This is a genomic window from Vibrio sp. TMPB1044 (assembly GCF_030442075.1).
Lineage (GTDB): Bacteria > Pseudomonadota > Gammaproteobacteria > Enterobacterales > Vibrionaceae > Vibrio > Vibrio satsumensis.
Genome location: NZ_JAUJED010000009.1, coordinates 367,754 through 389,578 on the forward strand (window position 1 = coordinate 367,754; position 21,825 = coordinate 389,578).

At 45.4% G+C, this 21,825-nt stretch carries 20 protein-coding genes, 2 tRNA genes and 1 other annotated feature; of the genes, 11 read left to right on the forward strand and 11 right to left on the reverse strand.

Features of this window, described 5'->3' with window-relative positions; translation table 11 throughout:
- Window positions 1–316: 316 nt before the first annotated feature.
- On the forward strand, window positions 317–1,723 hold the full coding sequence (locus QQ041_RS05355; protein ID WP_285953266.1) for a nodulation protein NfeD: 1,407 nt from the start codon (window positions 317–319) through the stop codon (window positions 1,721–1,723).
- Between the two features lie 95 nt (window positions 1,724–1,818).
- A complete protein-coding gene (locus QQ041_RS05360) occupies window positions 1,819–2,616 on the forward strand; it encodes a slipin family protein (protein WP_048664711.1) in 798 nt (265 codons plus the stop codon).
- Window positions 2,617–2,704: 88 nt separating this feature from the next.
- Here the strand turns inward: QQ041_RS05360 and trpA are convergent, their stop codons facing one another.
- The 7 genes from trpA to QQ041_RS05395 all read right to left on the reverse strand — a co-directional run bounded on the left by trpA (window position 2,705) and on the right by QQ041_RS05395 (window position 9,825).
- Window positions 2,705–3,511 (reverse strand): tryptophan synthase subunit alpha, encoded by an 807-nt coding sequence (gene trpA / locus QQ041_RS05365; RefSeq protein ID WP_061018380.1) that lies wholly within the window; start codon window positions 3,509–3,511, stop codon window positions 2,705–2,707.
- Entirely contained in the window at window positions 3,511–4,701 is a 1,191-nt protein-coding gene (gene trpB, locus QQ041_RS05370) for a tryptophan synthase subunit beta (RefSeq protein WP_060982409.1), read from the reverse strand. The genes trpA and trpB overlap by 1 nt, the downstream gene beginning before the upstream one ends.
- A gap of 123 nt (window positions 4,702–4,824) precedes the next feature.
- Window positions 4,825–6,264 carry a bifunctional indole-3-glycerol-phosphate synthase TrpC/phosphoribosylanthranilate isomerase TrpF gene (trpCF, locus tag QQ041_RS05375; RefSeq protein WP_285953267.1) on the reverse strand — a complete coding sequence of 480 codons (1,440 nt, stop codon included), beginning with the start codon at window positions 6,262–6,264 and terminating at the stop codon, window positions 4,825–4,827.
- Window positions 6,265–6,289: 25 nt separating this feature from the next.
- Entirely contained in the window at window positions 6,290–7,285 is a 996-nt protein-coding gene (gene trpD, locus QQ041_RS05380) for an anthranilate phosphoribosyltransferase (RefSeq protein ID WP_146492139.1), read from the reverse strand.
- A gap of 9 nt (window positions 7,286–7,294) precedes the next feature.
- The gene (locus tag QQ041_RS05385) at window positions 7,295–7,903 is read right to left on the reverse strand and encodes an aminodeoxychorismate/anthranilate synthase component II (RefSeq protein ID WP_017063544.1); all 609 of its coding nucleotides are present in this window, start codon (window positions 7,901–7,903) and stop codon (window positions 7,295–7,297) included.
- 2 nt (window positions 7,904–7,905) lie between these two features.
- Window positions 7,906–9,513: an anthranilate synthase component 1 gene (locus QQ041_RS05390; RefSeq protein ID WP_285953268.1), complete on the reverse strand. Its 1,608-nt coding sequence runs from the start codon at window positions 9,511–9,513 to the stop codon at window positions 7,906–7,908.
- A gap of 125 nt (window positions 9,514–9,638) precedes the next feature.
- Window positions 9,639–9,753: a sequence feature (Trp leader region), on the reverse strand.
- Complete coding sequence (locus QQ041_RS05395; RefSeq protein WP_009848753.1) at window positions 9,700–9,825, reverse strand: trp operon leader peptide; 126 nt, start codon at window positions 9,823–9,825, stop codon at window positions 9,700–9,702. Its footprint overlaps the feature before it by 54 nt.
- A 120-nt stretch (window positions 9,826–9,945) precedes the next feature.
- On the opposite strand from QQ041_RS05395, the gene QQ041_RS05400 reads away from it, so the two are divergent.
- The 3 genes from QQ041_RS05400 to rluB all read left to right on the forward strand — a co-directional run bounded on the left by QQ041_RS05400 (window position 9,946) and on the right by rluB (window position 12,677).
- A complete protein-coding gene (locus tag QQ041_RS05400) occupies window positions 9,946–10,800 on the forward strand; it encodes a PHP domain-containing protein (protein ID WP_048659601.1) in 855 nt (284 codons plus the stop codon).
- A 62-nt stretch (window positions 10,801–10,862) separates the two neighbouring features.
- Window positions 10,863–11,483, forward strand: a complete 621-nt coding sequence (locus QQ041_RS05405) for an L-threonylcarbamoyladenylate synthase (protein WP_009848751.1) — start codon at window positions 10,863–10,865, stop codon at window positions 11,481–11,483.
- A 159-nt stretch (window positions 11,484–11,642) separates the two neighbouring features.
- Window positions 11,643–12,677 carry a 23S rRNA pseudouridine(2605) synthase RluB gene (gene rluB / locus QQ041_RS05410; protein WP_017055112.1) on the forward strand — a complete coding sequence of 345 codons (1,035 nt, stop codon included), beginning with the start codon at window positions 11,643–11,645 and terminating at the stop codon, window positions 12,675–12,677.
- Between the two features lie 275 nt (window positions 12,678–12,952).
- On the opposite strand, the gene QQ041_RS05415 is transcribed toward rluB, so the two are convergent.
- The 3 genes from QQ041_RS05415 to yeiP all read right to left on the reverse strand — a co-directional run bounded on the left by QQ041_RS05415 (window position 12,953) and on the right by yeiP (window position 14,492).
- Window positions 12,953–13,435: an RNA methyltransferase gene (locus QQ041_RS05415; RefSeq protein WP_017061495.1), complete on the reverse strand. Its 483-nt coding sequence runs from the start codon at window positions 13,433–13,435 to the stop codon at window positions 12,953–12,955.
- 147 nt (window positions 13,436–13,582) lie between these two features.
- Window positions 13,583–13,912 (reverse strand): HI1450 family dsDNA-mimic protein, encoded by a 330-nt coding sequence (locus QQ041_RS05420; RefSeq protein ID WP_004741258.1) that lies wholly within the window; start codon window positions 13,910–13,912, stop codon window positions 13,583–13,585.
- Between the two features lie 10 nt (window positions 13,913–13,922).
- The gene (yeiP, locus tag QQ041_RS05425) at window positions 13,923–14,492 is read right to left on the reverse strand and encodes an elongation factor P-like protein YeiP (RefSeq protein ID WP_017055115.1); all 570 of its coding nucleotides are present in this window, start codon (window positions 14,490–14,492) and stop codon (window positions 13,923–13,925) included.
- A 137-nt stretch (window positions 14,493–14,629) separates the two neighbouring features.
- Here yeiP and QQ041_RS05430 point away from each other — a divergent pair, with 137 nt between their 5' ends.
- Window positions 14,630–15,397, forward strand: coding sequence for a nucleotidyltransferase domain-containing protein (locus QQ041_RS05430; protein WP_285953269.1), 768 nt, complete (start codon window positions 14,630–14,632; stop codon window positions 15,395–15,397).
- An 85-nt stretch (window positions 15,398–15,482) separates the two neighbouring features.
- On the opposite strand, the gene QQ041_RS05435 is transcribed toward QQ041_RS05430, so the two are convergent.
- The gene (locus QQ041_RS05435; protein WP_285953270.1) at window positions 15,483–17,846 is read right to left on the reverse strand and encodes a DNA polymerase II; all 2,364 of its coding nucleotides are present in this window, start codon (window positions 17,844–17,846) and stop codon (window positions 15,483–15,485) included.
- Between the two features lie 426 nt (window positions 17,847–18,272).
- Here QQ041_RS05435 and uvrY point away from each other — a divergent pair, with 426 nt between their 5' ends.
- From uvrY to QQ041_RS05460, 5 genes are all read left to right on the forward strand, one after another.
- Window positions 18,273–18,917 carry a UvrY/SirA/GacA family response regulator transcription factor gene (gene uvrY, locus QQ041_RS05440; protein ID WP_004729778.1) on the forward strand — a complete coding sequence of 215 codons (645 nt, stop codon included), beginning with the start codon at window positions 18,273–18,275 and terminating at the stop codon, window positions 18,915–18,917.
- 15 nt (window positions 18,918–18,932) lie between these two features.
- Window positions 18,933–20,765 carry an excinuclease ABC subunit UvrC gene (gene uvrC, locus QQ041_RS05445; protein WP_102432892.1) on the forward strand — a complete coding sequence of 611 codons (1,833 nt, stop codon included), beginning with the start codon at window positions 18,933–18,935 and terminating at the stop codon, window positions 20,763–20,765.
- Between the two features lie 46 nt (window positions 20,766–20,811).
- Window positions 20,812–21,369: a CDP-diacylglycerol--glycerol-3-phosphate 3-phosphatidyltransferase gene (gene pgsA, locus QQ041_RS05450; protein ID WP_019821134.1), complete on the forward strand. Its 558-nt coding sequence runs from the start codon at window positions 20,812–20,814 to the stop codon at window positions 21,367–21,369.
- A 266-nt stretch (window positions 21,370–21,635) separates the two neighbouring features.
- A tRNA-Cys gene (locus QQ041_RS05455) sits at window positions 21,636–21,709 on the forward strand.
- 36 nt (window positions 21,710–21,745) lie between these two features.
- Window positions 21,746–21,821: transfer RNA gene (locus QQ041_RS05460), tRNA-Gly, on the forward strand.
- The last annotated feature ends 4 nt before the right edge of the window (window positions 21,822–21,825 follow it).

The following is a 21,825-nucleotide window of genomic DNA, read 5'->3' on the forward strand; positions in this document are numbered from 1 at the left end:
TCATTTATTGATTTTGCACAACAATGCAATCGTTTGCTTTGGTTTTTTATTGCGATGTTATTTGTTGGATTTATAAAAGTCTTTTTGCTGGGTGCTTTGTGAATGATTTCGAGGCGTTGGTATTAGAACTGTTTTGTTAACATTTGGTTTTCATTTTTGGGTGTTTTTTAGTCTGGGGATTTGAGTGAATTGAAAGATGCGTGTTGTGTGAAATTTCGCCTGAACTATGCTTAAGGTATCTATTTATTACCAAGATGTTATCTCTACGCTTTAAATAAAACGTCTATCTAGCATCTCAGTTGTAAGGAGAGGGGCTATGACTTTTATATTAAAGTACTTGTTTGCGTTTTTTCTGTTGTTCAGCTCTGTGTTTGCTCAGGCCGATGATGTCTGGGTTATTGAGGTGAATGGAGGGATAGGTCCCGCGACCAGTGACTACCTCACTAGAGAAATAGAACAAGCTTACGATGAGCAAGCTAAATTCATCATTTTGAAAATGAACACGCCCGGCGGGTTAGATTCGTCGATGCGCGACATTATTCGATCCATCACCACGTCACCGATTCCGATAGCAACTTGGGTTGGGCCCGCGGGCTCACGTGCGGCGAGTGCGGGAACCTACATTCTACTTGCTAGTCACATTGCCTCCATGGCGCCCGGAACTAATTTGGGCGCAGCCACGCCGGTGTCTCTTGGCGGTGGCAAAGCGCCGACTAATCCATTATCACCTCAAGACGATGCCAATAAAGATGATAACGCGTCAGCAAGTGAGCAAGACGAAACGAAACAAGAGAATTCAGACCAAGTAAAAGCCTCCACTGCGATGGAGAAGAAAGTCATCAATGATGCTGCTGCCTACATCGTTAGTTTGGCTAAGCTGCACAAACGTAACGAAGAATGGGCAGAAAAAGCGGTAAGAGAAGCGGCGAGTTTGGACTCAGAGAATGCGCTCGAACTTAACGTGATTGATTTCATCGCGAGCGACCTACAGCAATTGGTTGAGTTGAGTAATGGACGCACCATCATAATCAATGGTGTCAGTCAGGAAGTCCAACTTAGTGATGTTGCTTTTGTCGAGCGAGAACAAGACTGGCGCTTTAGTTTGCTTTCGGTGATCACTAATCCAAATGTTGCTTACATTCTGATGCTAATCGGTATCTATGGCTTGCTCCTTGAGTTCTATAACCCCGGCGTTGGTTTACCGGGTGTATTAGGGGGAATTTGTTTGCTACTCGCCATGTATTCCTTACAAATGCTGCCAGTGAGTTACGCAGGCCTTGCGTTAATTCTATTGGGAATTGCCCTCATGGTGGCAGAAGCCTTTAGCCCGAGTTTTGGTATCTTCGGGTTGGGTGGCGTCGCCGCATTCACTTTGGGCTCGATCATGCTGATGGACACAGAGGTACCGGGTTACCAAATTGCATTGCCGCTAATCATTGGGATCGGTTTGTTCTCTGTTGCCTTTATCGTCGTCACCATATCCATGTTAGTTCGAGTGAGAAGCAAGCCAGTGACTACGGGGATGGAAGCGGTTGTCGGTGATACAGGTAAAGTGGTAAGCGGTTTCCCAGGAGCAGGTCGAGTATTGGTCGAAGGTGAGATCTGGCAAGCCAAATGCGCGAGTGAACTGCAAGCGGGGCAGATTATCAGAGTCACCAAGCTCACAGGGCTTTCTTTGGATGTTGAAGCGCTGTCCGATGATACACCATCGAAACTTGGTTAGTGCGGACTGTTAGCACGTATTGTTAGCGTGGAATGCTAGGACAAACTTGATTGAATTATTTATTGCTTAACCATCGTTACCATTAGGGGGCGGTTATGTTTATACACACTATAGGTATTGTCATCGTGCTCGTTATCTTGTTGATAGCCAGTATGTTCAGAGTTCTGCGCGAGTACGAGCGTGCAGTAGTGTTCTTCTTAGGGCGCTTTTACGGTGTTAAAGGACCAGGTTTGATAATCATCATTCCTTTTATCCAACAAATTGTGCGAGTGGATCTACGAACTATCGTTTTGGATGTACCGACGCAAGATTTGATTACTCGAGATAACGTGTCGGTTAAGGTCAATGCTGTGGTCTATTTTCGAGTGCTTGATCCGAAAATGGCGATCAACAACGTTGAGAACTATCTTGAGGCCACCAGTCAACTTTCACAAACAACGTTACGTTCTGTTCTAGGGCAACATGAGTTGGACGAGCTATTGTCAGAGCGAGAAGAGCTCAATAGAGATTTGCAATCGATACTGGATCAACACACCGATAACTGGGGGATTAAGATTGCCAATGTCGAGATCAAGCATGTCGATCTAGATGACAGCATGGTGCGAGCTCTTGCTAAACAAGCAGAGGCGGAACGTTCTCGTCGAGCCAAGGTGATACATGCAACGGGTGAGTTAGAGGCATCAACTAAGTTAAGAGAAGCCGCGGAAGTGCTAAACAAAGCACCTAACGCCATTCAGTTGCGTTACATGCAGACTCTAACCGAAGTGGCGAATGAACGCACCACGACCATCGTCTTCCCGATGCCTGTCGACTTGGTGGATAAGATCACCGACCCCATCAAAGCGACACTTAATGAAGCTGCTATTAAGAAAGCGATGAAAGTGGATGATTAGCTAGCGTGAATGACAAGCAATAAAAAAGGCTCCACATCTGTGGAGCCTTTTGATATTTGAAGAGTTAGTTCTATTTATTGACCGTAGATTACTTTTGCGTAGCCGCTTTCATTGGCGTAACAAACTCAGCAAGTGCTTTAAGCATTGCTTCTGGTTGTTCAACGTTGTTTTCAATGATTTTTACGACCGCTGAGCCAGAGATCGCACCGGCAGCGCCAGCTTCGATGGCTTCTTTGACTTGCTCAGGAGCCGAGATACCGAAACCAAGCAGTGCTGGTGGCGCGTCAAACTTGTTCAAACGATCAAGCAGTGCGGTTACTGGCATGTTTGCTTTGGTTTCTGCACCCGTTACGCCAGCACGAGAAAGTAGGTAAGTGTAACCACCACCTAGCTCAGAAACTGATTGAAGCGTCTCATCACTTGCTGTTGGTGGAGCAATAAAGATTGGGTGAACGCCAAACTTCTTCGCTGCCGCAACAAACTCGCCACTTTCGTTAGTTGGTACGTCAGCAATCAATACTGAATCGATACCCGCATTAGCACAACGCTCGTAGAAGTTCTCGATACCACGTGCGTAAACCAAGTTCGCGTACATCAGTAGGCCAATTGGTAGCTCTGGGTATTTCGCGCGGATTTGTCCAATAAGATCAAAACACACATCAGGTGTTACTTTAGAATCTAACGCACGAATGTTCGCACCTTGGATTGTTGGGCCATCAGCCAGTGGATCAGAGAACGGAATGCCAAGTTCAAGCGCATCAGCCCCCGCTTCTACCAGCGTTTCCATGATCTTAAGTGATTGCTCAGGGTTAGGATCGCCAACCGTTACGAATGGTACAAATGCGCCCTGATTCTTTTCAGCTAAGCGAGTGAAGAGTGATTGATAGCGATCCATTATAATGCTCCTTTCTCTTTAAGAATGTCGTGTACAGAGAAAATGTCTTTGTCACCACGGCCAGATAAGTTAACTACCAATAGTTGTTCTTTCTCTGGGTCGTCGTGAGCCATTTTGATTGCATGAGCCAAAGCATGAGATGACTCTAGCGCTGCGATAATACCTTCGTTACGTGCGATAGCTTGGAAAGCTTCTAGTGCTTCGTCATCAGTCACGTTGTCGTATTCAGCACGGCCAATGGCATTTAGGTGCGCGTGTTGAGGACCAACTGATGGAAAGTCTAGACCCGCAGAAACAGAGTAAGACTCTTCCACTTGGCCATTTTCATCTTGCATTAGCGGTGCTTTCATACCGAAGAAGATGCCGGTTTTACCGTGTTTAAGCGGCGCGCCGTGTTGGTCGGTATCAATACCTTTACCTGCAGGCTCAACACCGATTAGGCGTACAGACTCTTCTTCAATGAAGTCAGCGAACATACCGATAGCGTTTGAACCACCGCCGACACAAGCGATAACCGCATCAGGAAGGCGACCTTCACGAGCTAGAATTTGGTTCTTCGTCTCTTCACCAATCATGCGTTGGAAATCACGAACAATCGTTGGGAATGGGTGAGGACCCGCAGCCGTACCCAGTAGGTAGTGTGCGTCTTCATAAGTTGCAGACCAGTCACGTAGCGCTTCGTTACATGCATCTTTTAGCGTTGACGAGCCAGAATGAACAGGGATAACCTCTGCGCCCATTAGCTTCATGCGGAACACGTTCGGGCTTTGACGTTCAACGTCTTTTGCACCCATGTAAACACGACACTTCAGACCTAAGAGAGCACAAGCTAGAGCCGTTGCAACACCGTGTTGGCCTGCGCCAGTCTCAGCGATGATTTCCTGCTTACCCATGCGTTTTGCCAGCAATGCTTGACCAAGTACTTGGTTTGTCTTGTGGGCGCCACCGTGAAGTAGATCTTCACGCTTAAGGTACAGTTTGGTTTTTGTGCCTTTAGTTAGGTTACGAGTCAACGTTAGTGCCGTTGGACGACCAGCGTACTCTTGAAGAAGCGTCATGAATTCACTGCGGAACTCAGGATCGGCTTGCGCATCGATAAATGCTTGTTCAAGTTGGTCTAGTGCTGGCACTAGGATCTGCGGTACGTATTGACCACCGTATTCACCAAAGTAGGCATCGAGTTTAGCCATTGTGTTATTCCTTCAATTCTATTGATGTGTATTCACACCAAGTCATTTAATCTTGCTTGAGCTCCGCAAAAGGCAAAGCCCACAAATAAGTTTCTAGTGATTAGGCTCGTAATTTAGAAAAGCTTAGTAATTACGAATCGCTGTAAAAGCGCGTTGCAGTTTGTCTGCGTCTTTTTTACCTGGAGCTGATTCAACGCCAGAGTTTAGGTCTAATCCTAAGCAGCCTAACTTAGCCGCTTGGTTAGCATTTTCTGGATTTAGACCACCAGCCAACATGATTGCGCTTTGGTTATTGATTAGGCTCCAATCGAACGCTTGACCAGTACCACCTGTTTGAGAACCCACTTTAGTATCGAGTAGGTGACGAGTCACGTTGCTTTCCAGTAATTCTGGTAGTGAGCTTTTAGCACCGGAAGCAACACCGTAAGCTTTCCAAATCTCAACGCTTTCAGGCAGTGATTGCTTTAGTTCATCGACAAACGCTTGAGACTCGTCACCGTGCAGCTGCACAGCGAACAGGCCTAGCTCAGAAACCGTTTTTGCCACGTCAGTAACGCTATGGTTTTGGAACACGCCGACATAGTTCAAAGGAGCGCCACTCATGGTCAAACGAGCCGCTTCAATATCCACATGACGTTTAGATGCTTCAACGAAAATCAAACCACCGAAGACTGCACCTGCTTGATACGCTTTTGCGGCATCGTCAGGGTGGGTTAAACCACACACCTTATTTTCACCGAGTGTCACTTTACGTACCGCAAGTTCAAGGTTCTTTTCAGCCATCAGAGAGCTGCCGATTAGGAAGCCATCTGCAAACGTTGAAAGGTCACGAACTTGTTGGTGAGTGTAGATACCAGACTCTGAAATCACGACTGCGTTTGGAGCCAGTTCACGAATCAGCGGAGCCAACTCTTTGGTACGATTCAAATCAGTCGAAAGGTCACGAAGGTTACGGTTGTTAATGCCGATCACTTTTGCTTTTAAAGAGACTGCGCGATGAAGTTCTTCTTCGTTGCTGACTTCGGTTAGCACACCCATGTTGAGTGAATGTGCGACTTCCGCCAGCGCTTTGTACTCTTCGTCATCCAATACCGATAGCATCAACAAGATTGCGTCAGCTGAGTAGTGACGAGCTAGGTACACTTGGTAGGTATCAACCATGAAGTCTTTACACAAAATAGGCTGCTTAGCAATGCTGCGAACCTTAGGTAAAAACTCAAAGTCACCTTGGAAGTACTTCTCGTCTGTCAGCACTGAAATCGCGTTTGCGTGGTTGTTGTAAACTGATGCAATGTAGTCCAGGTCAAACTCGTCACGGATTAAACCTTTTGACGGAGAGGCTTTCTTGCACTCAGTGATGAAAACGGTTTGCTCACCACTCAGAGCATCATAAAAGCTGCGGTCTGTTGAAGTTAGTGACGCTTTAAATTCGTTTAGTGGTTGAGTCTGCTTACGCGCTTCAACCCATTGGTATTTATCACGAACGATTTTTGCTAATACTTCCGCCATTTCAGCTTCTTTGACTGAAACGTGGGTCGACAGTTTATCGGTAGTCTGTGTCATGTTCTTTGTCTCAATTCGTCGTTCGTTAGGCGTGAGCAGCAAGCTTTTGCACAAGCTCGTAAGCTTTACCTGAGTTCATCGCGTCAATTGCTTGTTGTGCGTTGGCTTTTAGATCTTCATGACCAAATAGACGCATCAGTAGAGCAACGTTGACTGCCACTGCGCCAACTTGAGCATCAGTGCCTTTACCCGTCAGTATATCGGTTGTGATGGCTTTGTTTTCTTCTGGCTCGCCGCCCTTGATTGCTTCAAGAGGGTGAGTGTTCAAACCAAAGTCAGCCGGAGTTACGGTGTACTCGTTAATCTCGCCATCTTTAATTTCAGCAACGATAGTCTCGCCATGAATCGCCACTTCATCTAGGCCACTACCGTGAACAACCGCAGCACGCTTCATGCCCATTTGCAGCATGGTTTCTGCGATCGGGCGAACCAACTCTTTGCTGTAAACACCCATTAGCTCGATGTTAGGGCGAGCAGGGTTAATCAGTGGGCCAAGAATATTGAAGATAGTGCGCGTTTTCATTGTTTGACGAACCGGCATCGCGTGACGTACACCAACGTGATACTGCGGAGCAAATAGGAATGCTACGCCAAGTTCATCAACAGCAGTACGTGTGTCTTCTGCTGTCATCGCTAGGTTGATACCGAATGAATCCAGTAGGTCGGAAGAGCCTGATTTGCTCGATACACTACGGTTACCGTGTTTCGCGACTTTTAAGCCACACGCTGCGGCAACAAATGCAGAAGTCGTCGAGATATTAATGGTGTTGTGACCGTCGCCACCTGTACCTACGATGTCTGCGAAATCGTAATCAGGGCGCGGAAACGGGTTTGCATTCGCAAGCAGTGCTTTCGCTGCACCTGCGATCTCATCGGGCGTTTCGCCTTTGATTTTCAGTGCCGTTAGCGCAGAAGCCATCAAGATTGGGTCAAGTTCGCCCTTGATGATCACATCAAACAATTGTTGGCTTTCTTCTTGAGTAAGAGACTGCTGTTCGTAAAGTTTATTAATCTGTTCCATGATCGTTTCCTATTTTCCAGTCTTTTCAAGGCGAAGAGGTTTCTCAAGAGCCCATTCGATAGCGTTTGCTAGAAGCGTTGCACCGTAGGTCGTCATAATTGATTCAGGGTGGAATTGGAATCCACAAACCTTGTCTTGTTCTTGAACTACAGACATCACCAAATCATCGACTTCAGCGGTCACCGTTAGGCTATCGGATACATGCGTTGCCACTAAAGAGTGGTAGCGAGCAATAGCCAGTGGCGAAGGTAAGCCTTGGTAAGTCGCATGGTTTTGGTGTTCCATCATTGACACCTTACCATGAATGATTTCGCCTGCGCCTGCAACGGTACCGCCATAAGCTTCAACGATCGCTTGGTGGCCTAAGCAAATGCCAATCATTGGCACTTTGCCTTTTAGCAGCTGAATCAGCTCAGGCATGCAGCCCGCGTCTGCTGGAGCGCCGGGGCCAGGTGAAAGTAGGGCAACAGGGTTGTCTAATTCGTTGATCGCTGCTTCAACCACCTTTGCGGGAATGTTGTTACGGTAAATCTTAACGCTGTGACCTAATGAACGAAATTGGTCTACAAGGTTGTAAGTGAACGAGTCGAAGTTATCGATGAATACAATATCAGCCATGATTACGACTCCTTCTTATTTGATGAGTGTTGGTTTGTAGCAGAGCTCTTAGTATGCGCTGCTTGAATCGCAGAGATGACCGCTTGAGCTTTGCCGCGAGTCTCATCAGCTTCTGCTTGTGGGTCTGAGTCGAATACTACACCAGCGCCAGCTTGTACTTGTGCTACACCATCTTCAACGTAAGCAGAACGAATCACGATACACGTATCTAACGTGCCTTCACCTGTTAGGTAACCTACTGCACCGCCATAGCTACCACGACGCGTTTTTTCTACATCACGAATAAGCTGCATTGCGCGGATTTTTGGTGCGCCTGTTAGCGTACCCATGTTCATACAAGCTTGGTAAGCGTGCAGCGCATCTAAGTCTTCACGCAGTTGACCAACAACACGAGAAACCAAATGCATCACATGGCTGTAGCGATCAACTTTCAGTAGGTCTGCTACGTGGCGAGTGCCAGCTTCCGCGATACGTGCTACATCGTTACGCGCTAGGTCGACTAGCATCATGTGTTCTGCGTTTTCTTTCTTGTCGGTGCGCAGTTCAAGCTCGATACGGCTATCTAGGTCGAAATCGATTTGACCATCAGGACGCTTACCGCGACGACGAGTGCCCGCAATTGGGTAGATCTCGATTTGGTTGGTTTCAGTTTCGTACTTCAGCGCGCTTTCTGGAGAAGCACCAAACAGAGTAAATAGCTCATCTTGCATGTAGAACATGTAAGGGCTTGGGTTGCTTTGCTTAAGTTCTTTATAAGCCGCCAGTGGAGCAGGGCAAGGTAAAGTAAAGCGGCGTGAGGGCACCACTTGGAATACGTCGCCTTTAACTACGTACTCTTTTAAATCACGAACCGTTTGGCAGAAGTCTTCATCTGAAACGCTCGGTACCGCTTCAACGTTGTCGAGCGGCGTTACTTCAGTGATTGCTTTCAGTGACTGGCACTGAGTTTGAATGTCGGCTAAACGGTCAGTTAATTGCGCTTTGATACTGTCATCTTGAGCGAACAAGCTCGCATGAAGTAGGCCTTCGTTCTCTTGGTGGTCGAAACGCAATAGTGTTTCCGCAACGTAGAATACAAAGTCAGGACAATTGTTGGTTGCTTGAGCATCACCTAGCGGTTCAAAGTTAGCCACGATGTCGTAAGCGAATAAGCCCGCCATGAATAGCGCGTGTTTGTTATCTGCGTCTTGCTCAAAGCTGTGCTGAACCAAACGCAGTGCATCGAATGAAGAGGCTTCTCTTAAACGTGAGTCTTCGTCTAATTCGTTGCTCGGTTCGACAAAAGTCAGCGTCAAAACGTTATCAGTAAGGTCAGATTTTATTTCTGCTTTCACGTTTTGAGTGAGATTTTTGATAAGCGCTTGACCGTTTTCAGTCAATGCTTGAAAGGTTACTTCATGTCCGCGACATACGATACGAACAGCAGAGTCGATAAGGAGCAGGCTTGTTAGGTTCTGTTTGGATTCAATCTCAGCCGATTCCAACAGCAAACTGTCTGTTTTGTTTTCACACAGAGTATGAAAAACGCTGGTTGGATCTTGCGAGTAAGGAACTGATGAATTGATGACCTCAATGGTTCCCAGCTTTTTGATTTCAATGGCCTTGTTCACAAGACCTCCTTTATGATTCTTTAAATTTCCTGCCGTACATAGTCGCATAAAGATACCTTTCACCCAATCTAGAATATGGTCAATTCGATGATTTGTTAGTCAGTTGAATGTGAGATGTTCGACAAATTAAAAAGCCCGCTATTAAAGCGGGCTTAGTGATAACTTTTTTATAAACAAACTGTTTAACTAGAAGTACACGTTAGCCCACCAAGAACTTGTCCAAGTGCGCCACCAATTAAGCTCTGAACTTGCTTCTACTGAAGAAAGTTCTAAAACTTTATCTTTATGGTTTTGGTTAAATTCTTGTAACATGGTGAACCTATCAAATGTGATACTTCGTATTTGTGTACTAGTTAACTAGTTTTCTACTTGCGGGTCAAGTGTGTTGACACAAATATAACGATAAAAATTGAAAACAATGAAAAAGAATATATGAGAATTGATCTACATAGTCATACAACAGCCTCAGATGGCCGACTTACTCCACCTGAGCTAATTGACCGAGCGCTTGGCTTTAATATCGAAGCGCTAGCGATTACAGATCATGACACGACTGATGGGCTTGCTGAAGCACGCAGCTATATTGCTGATAACAACCTTCCTATTCAGCTGATCAACGGCATTGAGATTTCGACCGTTTGGCAAAACAAAGATATTCATATTGTTGGGTTAAACGTTGATCCTGAGTCACCAGAACTCAAAGCGCTCATTGAGCAACAGAAGCAACACCGTATTGGACGCGCAGAGATGATTGCTCAACGTCTTGAGAAAGCGACTCGTGAAGGGGTGCTAGAAGAAGTTAAATTGATTGCAGGTGATGCGCCTATTACTCGCGCTCACTTTGCTAAGTGGTTAGTCGACAACGGCTACGCAAAAACCATGCAGCAGGTGTTTAAAAAGTTTCTTACTCGCAATAACCCAGGTTATGTGCCGCCGACGTGGTGCTCAATGAGTGATGCTGTCACGGCCATTCATGCTGCTGGTGGCCAAGCCGTACTCGCTCACCCTGGGCGATATGGCCTTACAGCCAAGTGGGTTAAGCGCTTGCTAGCTGCATTTGTTGAAGCGAAAGGGGATGCGATGGAAGTCGCTCAACCTCAGCAAGCGCAACAAGAAAGACGCACACTCGCGGATTATGCTATACAATACAAACTATTAGCCTCCCAAGGCAGTGATTTCCATTACCCATCTCCGTGGATGGAACTTGGACGTAATCTCTGGCTACCTTCTGGGGTCGAAGAAGTATGGAAAGATTGGGAGTTTCAAACGGTTTCACCATCTGAATAGTCTTTAGGTGAACCAGCTCCTTCTGATGATAGAGTCGAGAGATTCGATAACGAGGATCAACAATGAGCCAGTTTTTTTATGTACACCCAGATAACCCACAAGCACGCTTAATTACTCAAGCGGTTGCGATTATTCGTAATGGCGGCGTAGTGGTTTATCCAACAGATTCCGGTTATGCGCTGGGCTGTCAGCTTGAAAACAAACAAGCACTTGAACGTATCTGTAAAATTCGTCGCATCGATGACAAGCACAACTTCACGTTGTTATGCCGTGATCTTTCTGAATTATCACTGTATGCACGCGTCGATAACGTGGCTTTCCGTCTACTGAAAGCACACACGCCAGGTGCTTACACGTTTATCTTTAAAGCAACCAAAGAAGTACCAAAGCGTTTGATGAACGCCAAGCGTAAAACGATTGGTATTCGTGTCCCAGACAACAAGATTGCACTCGACTTGTTGGAAGCGATGGGCGAACCACTGATGTCGACGTCATTGATTCTTCCGGGTAACGAGACAACTGAGTCGGATCCAGAAGAAATTCGTGACAGCCTAGAGCATGCGGTTGATGTCATTTTGAATGGTGGTTACTTAGGTGAGCAACCGACGACGGTTATTGACTTTAGTGATGATGATGCCGTGGTTCTACGTCGTGGTGCTGGCGATCCTGCGCCGTTTGAATAATCGCTTTACTGATTAACAGTCTGTAACGATACAGCAAACCTGCCAGAGTAAATAACAAGTGCTTTTTGGCAGGTTATTTGCGATAATACGCGACCGCGATTTGGTCGCGAAAAATTCATTCGACGTCTGTGAAGACGACAATTAGGTAGAAAAGAGTAAATGAGCGAAAAATTACAGAAGGTTTTAGCGCGAGCTGGTCACGGTTCTCGTCGTGAACTAGAAGGTTTAATCAAATCTGGTCGTGTAAGTGTTAACGGTCAAGTTGCGAAACTGGGCGAGCGTCTTGAAGACGAGAACTCAGTGATCCGTATCGATGGCCATACTGTTTCAGGCAAGGCTTCTGAAGAAGTGGTTTGTCGTGTACTTGCTTACTACAAACCTGAAGGTGAGCTTTGTACTCGTCACGATCCTGAAGGCCGCCGTACTGTTTTCGATCGTCTACCTAAGATCCGTGGTTCTCGTTGGATTTCAGTTGGTCGTCTTGATGCAAACACATCGGGCCTTTTGCTTTTCACTACTGATGGTGAACTTGCAAACCGTCTAATGCACCCAAGCCGTCAGGTTGAACGTGAGTACTTAGTACGTGTGTTTGGTGAAGTGACTGAGCAAAAAGTAAAAAACGTTACTCGTGGCGTACAACTTGAAGACGGCATGGCTCGTTTTGAAGATGTGGTTTACGCTGGCGGTGAAGGTATGAATCATACTTTCTACGTAGCGATTAACGAAGGTCGTAACCGTGAGGTTCGTCGTCTTTGGGAATCTCAAGAAACAACAGTAAGCCGCCTGAAACGTGTACGTTACGGTGATATCTACCTTGATAAGAAACTGCCTCGTGGCGGTTGGAAAGAGCTAGATCTTCAAGAAGTTAACTACCTGCGTGAGCTTGTTGAGCTTAAGCCAGAGAAAGAGACTTTGTTGGATCTTGATCCTTCAAACACTTCTCGTAAGCGTGAGCGTTCTCGTAGCCAAAAAATTCGTCGTGCTGTTAAGCGTCACGAAGAGCGTGCAAACGCACCAAAAGGCCGTAGCAACCAAACTAAACGCAAGAAGCCTGCAACTCGCGGTACTACAACACCTGATTCAGGTCGTAGTGCTCCAGCTGCAAACAAAGGCAAACCTCAGGCTAACAAAAGTAAGCCTAAGCTGAACAACGGTCGTCCGGCTAAACCAGCTAAGCCAAGAACACGTCAGTAATTACGTAAGTTCTTACGCGTAAGCTTCATTAGCTGAAAGCACTGAATACTAAAAACCTGCTCATTGAGCAGGTTTTTTTACGTCTGAAGCAATAGAAGATGAGGGATGCGAATAACCGAGTATCGAAAACATGCTGCTATAAACGACAGTAAGCGTGCCTTTCGTGTACGCGCATCTATAATCTGCTCGTATTTCGTATTTCGTATTTCGTATTTCGTATTTCGTATTTCGTATTTCGTATTTCGTATTTCGTATTTCGTATCTCGCATCTTTGACTATTTATGATTCGAGAAGTTATCGCCTTTCGCCAGTCGGTCGTAAAGCACAACATTCACTGATGCCGCTAGATTCATGCAGCCGTTGGTTGGAACGTAAATCGTCTCACGACAGAAGTCGGTGATCTCTTTCTTTAGCGTGCCATCTTCTGGGCCAAAAATGTAAAACGCACGTGGTGGGTGCTTGTAATCAGGTAGTGGCTTAGCACCTTCAATCAGATCAACAGCAACCGGCACGCAGCCTACTGGAATAATATCTTTCAGCTCTTCAACACCAATTAAAGGCAGGGCTAGGTGCTTTTCTTTGGTGTCGGTATGGAATTTTCGCGCATGGTCGTAGCGTGTACCAGTGTAAAACACAGAGTTGGCGCCGTAGCAGCCAGCTGCTCGCATTACAGAGCCTACGTTTTCAGGCGTCTTTGGGTTAACTAGGCCAATGCAGGCATAGCCTTTTGATTGTGTGTCTGTTTTTGCTTTGGTCATAATCAGTGAATCTAAAGTTGATGATGAAAGTGAGTAATCACGATGAGAAATGGCGTGATAAAAATAGCCGAGCAATCGGCTCGGCTAACTTTTAACTCGCTTACATGAATACTTGTTTACTCATGCAGATGAGCGTCAACAGCGGTATTAGTCGCGTTTCCACAGCATGTGACAGAACTTATGTTCTGGGTCACGGCTGATCAGCATGCGAGCAAATACGTCGTCTAGAACGTCATCAGCTTCATTCACAAGACCAATGCGCACTTCAGCGTAGATTTCTTTGTCGACTTCAAAGCCAACATGTTCAACCCAATCATCGCCAGTTTCAACAAGCTCTGCTGCGCCACGATCTTCAAACTGAGCCGTGAAAAGAATCACGTCTGCAGGTTCTAGGTTGTCAGGTGCCATCTCTAGAAAGATGTCGTATGCAGTGTCAATTGCGTCGTCATAAGACATTAGGTCGTTAGCTTCGGTCATAATAAATATCTTAGCTTGCGCGGTTCATGTATTTACGTTCAGCAGTGTTTACTACTACTTTGTCGCCAGTCGCGATGTATTCAGGTACTTGAATAGTAAGACCTGTAGAAAGACGAGCAGGCTTAGTACGAGCAGACGCTGATGCACCTTTGATTGAAGGGTCAGTCTCCTCGATAACTAGCTCAACAGATGTTGGAAGCTCAAGCGTTGCAGCGTTGCCATCGATAAGGATCGCGTACATGCCTTGAGTTTCTTCGTTGATGAACAGTAGTTCGTCTTCGATTGTTTCACCGTTGAAGATGAATTGTGTGTAATCTTCGTTGTCCATGAAGATGTACTCGTTGCCATCAACGTAAGAGAACATTACTGCACGCTTGGTTACGTCGATAGTTTCAACGATTTCGTCAGCCTTGTGGCGAACTTCAGTTTTAACGCCAGTTGCTACATCGTTACCACGGAAGCGGTAAATTTTTTGGCCGCCGCGGCCGCCTGGTGTTGTTACTTCGATATCTTTAACGATCACTGTTTTGCTTTCTACTGTGATAGCAAAACCTTTTTTAATTTCACTTGCTCTAGGCATTTTGTGTTTGTCCTTAGTGGGTCTATCCGCTGATTATATCTCGGAGATGCTATAAATAGGAATAGCTTGAATCATAAAGTCACCTAGGCGATCATAGAGTTACTGTTAAATCATGATTTTATTTACCGAAACGACCTATGCCGCTACCCGTTATTGACCCAACACAGCCATTTCAACCTGAATTTCAACCTGTGGTTAACGATCTGATTACCTTTCTAAAAGGTGGGTTAGGATCTAATCTACACAGTGTCTATATTTATGGCAGTGTCGCTCGCAAGCAAGCCGTCGTCGGTCACTCAAATCTTGATGTGGTTGTGGTGACCCACCGCCTGTTTCCTGATCAGCGAACCACGCTGTTAAATACCATTAAATGGCGTTTCCAAAAGAGTTTTCCTCAAGTCACTCAAGTGGCAATAAAAACCACATTGGTGAGTGAAGTTGTCGACTTCGATAACATCTTCACATGGGGCTTCATGCTCAAGCATTTGGCCGTGTGTGTGCATGGTGAGGATTTATCGGATTGCTATGGTGATTTCGAGACGAGCTGGGAAATTGCTAAGCACTGGAATATGGATGCTGAAAACTGGTTAGCGGTGTATCGCAACAAGATTGCCCGAGCAACAACGCCAGAACAACAAGTGGCCGCGCAAGTGATCATTGCCAAGAAGCTGCTAAGAGCAAGTTATTCTTTGGTGATGTATCGCGATAAGTATTGGTTTGATGATCCTGTCGAATGTGGCCAACAGTTCTTGAAGTATCACCCAGATAGAGAAGTTGAAATCCAAAGGTTGGGCATCTTACTTTCTGGAAGAGCGATTCCGAAACGTTCGGTTATCGGCATTCTGGATGGTTTTGGAGAGTGGCTAGTTAAGCAGTACCAGAAAACAGAGTTTCGAATCGGATAGAGTTTCATAATCTATCAATATAAAAAAGCAGAGCGAATTGAACATTCCTCTGCTTTTTTGTTTTGATGAAACTTCGACAAGAATCTTAAAATAGACCTAATTGCTGCCCGCTGACTCTCTCAAAATCTAAACCGATGAAGGGTAAAATAGCCTCTGCGACGGGTTTAATCTGTTTGTCGATGTAATGCTGATAATCAATGCCACTCTTTAAATATTCTTTAGGCTCAGGGCCGCTCAGTGTAATCAAATACTCAATACGTCCTTTGTTTTGATATTGAAGAGGACGCCCTAACTGAGCATTTATTTCATCGGCCATTCTTGCAGCCCTGACTTGTGGCGGAATGTTCTTTTGGTACTCATGTAGCTTACGACGCAGACGCTTCTGGTAAACCAATAAATCGTCATGTTTACCCGCTGAAGTCTCATCAACAAATTGTCTGACATAGTCGGTAGGGTCTTGGTCGTGAAATACCATCTCATACAGGGTTTGTTGGAATTGCTGTGCGAGAGGTGTCCAATCGGTGCGCGCACTCTCTAGTCCTTTAAAGATGATCTTCTCTTTATCACCTTGAGTGATTAAGCCCGCATAACGTTTCTTCGAGCCTGTTTCTGAGCCTCTAATGGTTGGCATTAGAAACTTGCGATAGTGAGTCTCGTATTCCAATTCGAGTATAGAAGTCAGGTTGTAGGTTTCTTTTAAGTGGTTCGTCCACCAATCGTTGATGTAAGCGACCAGTGCGTTTCCGATCTCGTCTGCTTTTTCCTGATCATAGCTGCCATTCAGAGACACGAAGGTTGAATCTGTGTCCCCATAAATCACTTGATAGCCTTTATCTTCGATCAGAACTTTAGTTTGCTTCATGATCTCATGCCCACGCATGGTGATAGAGGAGGCCAAGCGCGTATCAAAGAAACGGCAGCCAGACGAACCTAACACCCCATAGAATGAGTTCATGATGATCTTAATCGCCTGAGAGAATGCTTTTTCGTTGTTCTTCTTCGCAACATCACGTGCTGCCCAGAGGTTTTCAATCATCTCAGGCAGAAAGTGTTTAGAGCGGTGGAATTGCCCACCGCGAAAACCATTAACCGCTTGATCTTCAGTTGGCCCGATTTCCAACTTTAACCCTTCGATTAACCCCATAGGGTCAATCAGAAACGAGCGAATGATGGACGGGTATAGGCTTTTAAAATCGAGTACCAGAACTGAGTCATACAGGTTAGGAATAGAATCCATTACGTAGCCACCGGGGCTGGCAATCCAGTTCTCCGGCTCTAAGTTAGGTGCGACATAACCCGCTCTGTGGATTTGAGGAAGATATAAATTAGTAAAGGCAGCAACAGAGCCACCAACGCGATCCAGCTCTACACCGGTTAATCGAGAGCGCTCAATGGCGAAATCGAGTAGGTGAGTGTGCTCGAAGATGCGGTTTACTAGCACACAGTCTTGAAGGTTGTACTTAGCGAGTGAAGGCTTATCGAACTTAAACATTCGGTTGATCTCATCCATACGGTCGTGAACGTTATGGATGTCTTTGCCTTCACCAAGTAGCACTTGCGATACCGACTCCAGCGACCATGAGCGGAAGTGATAGGTCGCCGTTTTAAGCATATCGATACCATCCAGGACAACGCGCCCGGGAATAGTGATAAACCCTTGTTGATTTTGTGCCGAACTACGGAAAAAGCTCGGTTGATTGTCTCTGCCGATGTTGAGCTTCACTTCGTTCCATTCTGAACGTTTGTGCAGCAGCCTAAAATCGAAGTCAATAACGTTCCAACCAATGATGATGTCAGGATCAAATTCAGAGAACCAAGCTATCATTGCTTCGAGTAGCGCTTTTTCGTTGGCTACCCATTGGATATTGGTTTCAGCTCGTTGTGGTTCGCCGACCATGATCACTCGACTGTCCATCGGGCTGTCTAGGCCAATTGAATAAAGCACGCCTTTTTCTGAACACTCAATATCAAGTGAGACCACTGATAGGTTGGGTAAGTAATCACCTGCTCGGCATTTTGCGCTTGAGACTCGACGATACTTATTTTTTTGCGTACCAGATCCGGTGAACTCAATACTTCCCTTGATAAATCGTTCCATCAGATATCGATCGGCGAGTCGAATATCGCTTTCAAAGGTTTGGATTTCTTCGTTGTGAAAGGCTTGCGCTAAACCAAAACTACTTCTCGACAGAGATGTATAACACGCGGCTAGAGGCGTTTGCTCGAATGTGGCTAGCCCTAGAGGCTTGAATTTGCAATTGATTGACTCTTTCGCTGCGATAGCCTGACATGCTTCTACATCAGCTTGCGCGACGAAAAATACAGGCTTTTCATTTTGAATTGTCAGTAGAGTAGGGCCTTGAGGGGTGTTTAACCACAAGTCGATTTGCGTGCGCCCTGAAAAGTCTCTTGCTTGTCTTGTGAGCACAAAGCCTTGCTGAATATCCAATGTAGTAACCTATTGAAATTGGGAATCGAATATTACCACTTAGCGACCCTCAGCGCACAACAGGCAGCAAAAATACTAACTAAATTCTAGTTAACAGAGCCAAATAACGGGACTCTATAAGCAAATAAGTGAAATTGTCGAGAATGGTTATTCAATGGTATTGAAAATATCTTTATCTTGTGTAATTTTATTGGGTGTTGTTTTAACTGATTGATTTTTAGAAAAAGCTTGTTGTTTTAGTTAGTTTATTTGTTAATAAGTACTTGCTAAAGTTCGTGTTTCAGCACATATTCAACAGAGCTTTTTTTTAGTAATTAAGTTAAGATGTACTCAATGCTGCGATCCACTGTTCCTTTGTTTAATTGTTTCAAACAGATGAAACGACACAGTGGTTGCAGAGCCAATTAATAGTGTGGAGATACAAGTTTGATAAATGTTTTCCTTGTAGATGATCACGAGCTGGTTCGCACAGGGATACGACGTATTATTGAAGACGTCCGTGGAATGAACGTAGCAGGGGAAGCTGAAAGCGGTGAAGATGCTGCAAAATGGTGTCGTACTAACAATACTGACGTTATTTTGATGGATATGAATATGCCTGGTATTGGTGGCTTAGAAGCAACCAAGAAAATCTTGCGTTTCAACCCTGATGTTAAAATCATCGTTTTAACTGTTCATACGGAAAATCCGTTTCCAACTAAAGTGATGCAAGCTGGGGCTGCTGGTTACCTTACTAAAGGAGCAGGTCCGGATGAAATGGTCAATGCAATTCGAGTGGTTAATAGTGGCCAACGATACATTTCACCAGAAATTGCGCAGCAGATGGCTTTGAGCCAATTCTCGCCTGCGTCTGAAAATCCATTCGCAGACTTATCTGAACGTGAACTTCAAATCATGATGATGATTACCAAAGGTCAGAAAGTGACGGATATTTCAGAACAACTCAATCTAAGTCCTAAAACAGTCAACAGTTACCGCTACCGTTTGTTCAGCAAGCTGGATATCAGTGGCGATGTAGAGCTGACGCACTTAGCGATTAGACATGGAATGTTAGACACTGAGACCCTTTAACACTGAGATCGTATAGTGACCAACTTGTTTGACTCAGTCTCATTCCTCAAGACAGTAACAGAACAGCCCGGCGTTTATCGAATGTATAACGCCGAGGCTGTTGTTATTTACGTCGGTAAAGCTAAGAACCTCAAAAAACGCCTTTCCAGTTATTTCCGTAAAAAAGTCGACAGTGAAAAAACACGCGCTCTAGTCAGCAACATCGACAAGATTGATGTGACTGTAACGCACACGGAAACCGAAGCTCTTATTCTTGAGCACAACTACATCAAGCAGTATCTGCCGAAATACAACGTACTTCTGCGTGATGATAAGTCGTACCCTTATATTTTCATTAGCGGTCACAAGCATCCTCGTTTGTCGATGCACCGCGGTGCTAAAAAGAAAAAGGGTGAATACTTTGGTCCTTATCCTGACTCCGGCGCTGTGCGTGAGACGCTACACTTAATACAAAAAATCTTTCCTGCTCGTCAGTGTGAAGACACGGTTTATGCAAACCGAACCCGCCCATGCTTGATGTATCAAATTGGTCGTTGTGCTGCGCCATGTGTTAGCTCGATTATCTCTGATGAAGAGTACAGTGAGCTTATCGACTATGTTCGTCTATTCCTGCAAGGGAAAGATAAGTTGGTGCTAGAGACGCTCATCGAGAAGATGGACACGGCCAGCCGAGAGCTTCGCTTTGAACAAGCCGCCGCTTTCCGAGACCAAATCCAAGCGATTCGACGCGTGCAAGAGCAACAGTACGTATCTGACGACTCTATGGAAGATATGGATGTGTTGGGCTTTGCTCAAGAGAATGGCGTGGCTTGTATTCATATCTTGATGATCCGTCAAGGTAAGGTGCTAGGCAGTAGAAGCCATTTCCCGAAAATTCCCAACAATACGGTGCGAGAAGAGGTCTTTTCGAGCTTTTTAAGTCAGTATTACTTAGCGCATAATGAAGCGAGAACCATTCCAACCCGTTTGATTCTGAACGCGGACCTGATGGAAGACGTTACACCAATCCAAGAAGCTTTGTGTGAAGTTGCAGGTCGTAAGATCCATTTCAACACAAACCCTTCTGGTACTCGTGGTCGCTACCTTAAATTGTCGAACACCAATGCGTTAACGGCGATTACGACCAAGATTAATCACAAGATGACCATCAATCAGCGCTTCAAAGAGCTACAAGAAGTGCTGTCGATGGATGCGATTAAGCGCATGGAATGTTTCGATATCAGTCATACCATGGGTGAAAGCACGATTGCGTCTTGTGTGGTGTTCAATCAGGAAGGCCCGGTGAAACCGGAGTACCGTCGTTACAACATCACAGGTATTACCGGTGGTGATGACTACGCTGCGATGGCTCAGGCGCTTGAGAGACGCTACTCGAAGCAACTCGATGTCGACAAGATCCCAGACATCATCTTTATCGATGGTGGTAAAGGTCAGCTAAACCGCGCGCATGAGATCATTTCTCAATATTGGGGTGATTGGCCGTTTAGACCAAGAATGATGGGTATTGCGAAAGGCGTGACTCGTAAACCGGGTTTAGAGACTCTAGTGACTTTAGAAGGGGAAGAGTTCAATTTACCCAGTGATGCTCCAGCACTGCACCTTATCCAACACATCCGTGACGAAAGCCATAATCACGCGATTGCAGGGCATAGGGCGAAACGTGGTAAAACGCGAAGAACCAGTGCTTTGGAAGGAATTGAAGGGGTTGGACCTAAGCGTCGTCAAGCTTTGCTGAAATATATGGGTGGCTTACAAGAACTTAAGCGTGCAACTGTCGAAGAAATAGCCAAAGTGCCGGGCATTAGTCATTCTTTGGCAGAAAACATTTATCAAGCATTGAAACAATAGTAAAAATCCCGCACCATTAAAGCGCAATTAATAAGAGCCTAATAATATGCGTTTGAATATACCTAATATTTTGTCATTACTGAGACTATTTTTGATCCCAGTATTCGTTGTCGTTTTCTATCTACCTTATCAATGGGCTCCTTTTGCTGCTGCGATGGTGTTTTGGGTAGCAGGTTTCACTGATTGGCTAGATGGCATGCTAGCTCGTAAGTTAGGGCAAACGTCTCGCTTCGGTGCCTTCATTGATCCGGTGGCTGACAAAGTGTTGGTTGCTACGGCTCTTATCCTGATTACTGAGCATTACCACTCGATTTGGGTGACTATCCCAGCAGTGACCATGATAGCTCGTGAGATCATCATTTCAGCGCTTCGTGAATGGATGGCTGAAATCGGTAAACGTGCAAGTGTTGCTGTATCTTGGGTCGGTAAGGTTAAAACGGTTTCTCAGATGTTCGCGTTGTGGGTGCTTATTTGGCGTTATGACGATTGGATGGTTTGGGTTGGTTACATCGCGCTCTACGTTGCAACGATTCTAACCTACTGGTCGATGGCGCAATACTTGATGGCCGCCAAAGACGACTTGTTAGACGAAAAACATCATTGATGAAGAAGCGAGCTGAGGCTCGCTTTTTTGATCTTTAACCTAAGGTTAAGTTATCAATAGTGGATATCTAATGTGATATAGATCTCCTTTGAATAACCTGCTCACAGTGTGTTTTGAACATAAAGTCAGCTATTTGGCCTGTTTCGTATGAAATCTATTCAAACGAATTAAAAATACAAAAATAATATTGACTCAATCGTCTGAATCCGTAGAATGCATCCCGTACCCAAGAGGATGGCAATGAGCTATTCGATTGGAGTTACTAAGGCGCCTTGGCAGAGTGGCTATGCAGCGGATTGCAAATCCGTGGACCTCGGTTCGACTCCGGGAGGCGCCTCCATTCTCTCTTTCTTCTAGAAAGAATACGAATGAAAATGCGATACTAGCTCAGTTGGTAGAGCGCAACCTTGCCAAGGTTGAGGTCATCGGTTCGAACCCGATGTATCGCTCCAAATT